At 65.8% G+C, this 2,087-nt stretch carries 4 protein-coding genes; 3 read left to right on the top strand and 1 reads right to left on the bottom strand.

The window, feature by feature from the left end:
* The coding region (locus A4R35_RS24485) for a hypothetical protein (RefSeq protein ID WP_189362317.1) at nt 1-474 on the top strand (474 nt) is incomplete at its 5' end.
* Nucleotides 471-740: a hypothetical protein gene (locus A4R35_RS23735; protein ID WP_112434431.1), complete on the top strand. Its 270-nt coding sequence runs from the start codon at nt 471-473 to the stop codon at nt 738-740. The genes A4R35_RS24485 and A4R35_RS23735, both read left to right, overlap by 4 nt.
* Nucleotides 741-904: 164 nt before the next feature.
* On the opposite strand, the gene A4R35_RS25065 is transcribed toward A4R35_RS23735, so the two are convergent.
* Nucleotides 905-1,027, bottom strand: a complete 123-nt coding sequence (locus tag A4R35_RS25065; RefSeq protein WP_262982363.1) for a hypothetical protein — start codon at nt 1,025-1,027, stop codon at nt 905-907.
* A 70-nt stretch (nt 1,028-1,097) separates the two neighbouring features.
* Here A4R35_RS25065 and A4R35_RS23725 point away from each other — a divergent pair, with 70 nt between their 5' ends.
* Nucleotides 1,098-2,030, top strand: a complete 933-nt coding sequence (locus A4R35_RS23725; protein ID WP_112434429.1) for a sigma-70 family RNA polymerase sigma factor — start codon at nt 1,098-1,100, stop codon at nt 2,028-2,030.
* Nucleotides 2,031-2,087: the final 57 nt, after the last annotated feature.

Raw genomic sequence — 2,087 nt, 5'->3', positions numbered from 1 at the left:
CCTGCTCCTGATGCTCCCTGGCTCCAGTGGCTGGCCTGGCTCTCCTGGGCCAGCCACCGGGTCGGGGCCTACGAGTCAGCCCTCTCGCTGGCGGATCTGGATCGCCTGACCCGTGGACTGAGACAGCTCTGTCTGCAGCTGGAGGCTGAGGCGGCGCAAGCGCAAGGCGGACTCCAGGAGACGACTGCTGGTGCTGCGATGGCAGCCGCTCTGCACCGACAGCATGTGCTCACGGAAGCCAGCCAGCAATGCGACGAAGCCCGCCTGTTGGTGGGAACGCTGGCCCAGCGGATCAGAGGAGAGCAGGCTGAGGGGCTGCCGCTCTTGCGACGAATTGGGGTTAGCACTCCAGACCGTCTGCGGCAGCAAGTGCGGTCGCAGCTCCAGCTGCTCCAGGCAACGCTGGACCGCCTGGGAGAGCCACGAGGTGGTCCAGCTCTGGTCAGTCTCCCGAAAGGAGGAGCGTGCCGATGAACGCCTTCGAAGCCAGCCGGGTCCCAGGAGGAACCTGGCTGCTTGCACACCGTGCTGATGGACTCAAAGCGGCAGCCATTGCCCGCGCAGAGCCAGATGGACCAGAGCGGGCGCTGCTGATCCTGGAGGATCTCACGACAGCAGAGGTCACCCGGCTCTGCCAGCTTCTAGACCTGCCGCCGCTGCTCAGCTGGCGGACGGCCAGTCCCGAGGAGACCCGCGTGTTCTTCTCCCAGGAGACCCCTCCAGGGCATGGGGCCATCTGAGTCCCTTCACGACACCTTGCCGGGTCCCCGGACTGGGACGATGTGCTCGTTCCAGCTCGGGGACCCCTGAACTGATCTGGCCAGCGACGGCCAGGAAAGGAGACGTTGCTATGTGGCGCCGCATCTTTCCTCTTCGCAGCCCTGCCCAGCACCCTGAACGCCAGTTACGCCGGCTGGAGCGGCAGATTGCCCGTTACCAGGCCCTGCAACTGCTCGTAGAGGAGCAGATCCAGCACCTCTGTGCGGAACATCTGGCGCTTCAGGTCGAGATGAAGACTCGGCCCCACGTGCCACCATCCGACGTTGGTCCTTCTCAACCGTTGCCTCGACTGCCCTCATCAGCAGAAGGAGGATGACATGCCGCCTTTCGGTCAGCATCATGCTCCGCCTCCTCACATCCGGCCCCGCCAGCTCCGACCAGCGAGAACCACTCTGGCAGTGAGCAGCTACCTGGCGGACCTGGAAGCCTTCCCGCCCTCGGTGCCGGCTTCCCATCCGCCCGAGGCCCGCAGGGATTGGCCACCGGGAGCCTCGACGCAGGACCGGGAAGCACTCATCAACAGCCATCTCCGCCTGGTGATCAGTGTGGCTCGCACCTATGCCCCGCTGCTCCGCGACAGCCACCCCTCCCTGGAGCTGGCTGATCTGATCCAGGAAGGCAACCTGGGGCTGCTAGAAGCGGCCAAACGATTTGACCCGACTCATGGGGTTCGCTTCAGCACGTACGCCACCTGGTGGATCAGGCGGGCCAGGGCCATTCAGGCCGCTGATCTCATCCGGTTGCCGGCGCATGTCCAGCAGCGCCTCCACGCGCGAACCGGGCGATCTCAGCAGCAAGGGAGTTCGCTCCCACGAACCGTCTCGCTCGACGCGCCGACGCAGGCGGATCACCAACTGGTGGCGGTGATCCCGGATCAGACCGTTCCTGATCCTTCAGCAGGTGATCCCGACGAGACCGAGCAGCAGCGCTGGCTGGCCCAGGCGGTGCGCAGGGTGTTGACCCCCAAACAGCGCCTCGTCATGGAAGCCTTACGAGGCTGGGGAGATCGCTGGCGTCCCGCGACACAGGCAGAAGTCGGGCGAGAGCTGGGTCTCTGTCGAGGCCGCATCTTGCAGATCAAACAGGCAGCTGTGGCACGGTTGCAAGCAGCCTGGCAGCGAGAGTGTCACCAACAGCAGGCCGGCACTGACCGTGCCCAACGCCAGCGATCCACTCGTCGTGGACCTGGCGGGACTGCAGGGGCGGAAGCCACGCGGTTCGAGTGGCCAAAGCAGCGGAAACAGGACTGAGCCGCTGAGCGGGGAGCGCGAACCGTTTCCGCTCCCCGCCTCGCCTGGTCCCACCTG

This window comes from Thermogemmatispora tikiterensis (assembly GCF_003268475.1).
GTDB lineage: Bacteria > Chloroflexota > Ktedonobacteria > Ktedonobacterales > Ktedonobacteraceae > Thermogemmatispora > Thermogemmatispora tikiterensis.
Note: the sequence above shows the minus strand (reverse complement) of the source record. Positions and strands in the feature narration are given on the sequence as shown.

What these genes read in the sequence shown, in the direction of transcription:
- A4R35_RS23735 (WP_112434431.1), top strand. Translation starts at nt 471, where the DNA reads ATGAACGCCTTCGAAGCCAGCCGGGTCCCAGGAGGAACCTGGCTGCTT.
- A4R35_RS23725 (WP_112434429.1), top strand. Translation starts at nt 1,098, where the DNA reads ATGCCGCCTTTCGGTCAGCATCATGCTCCGCCTCCTCACATCCGGCCC.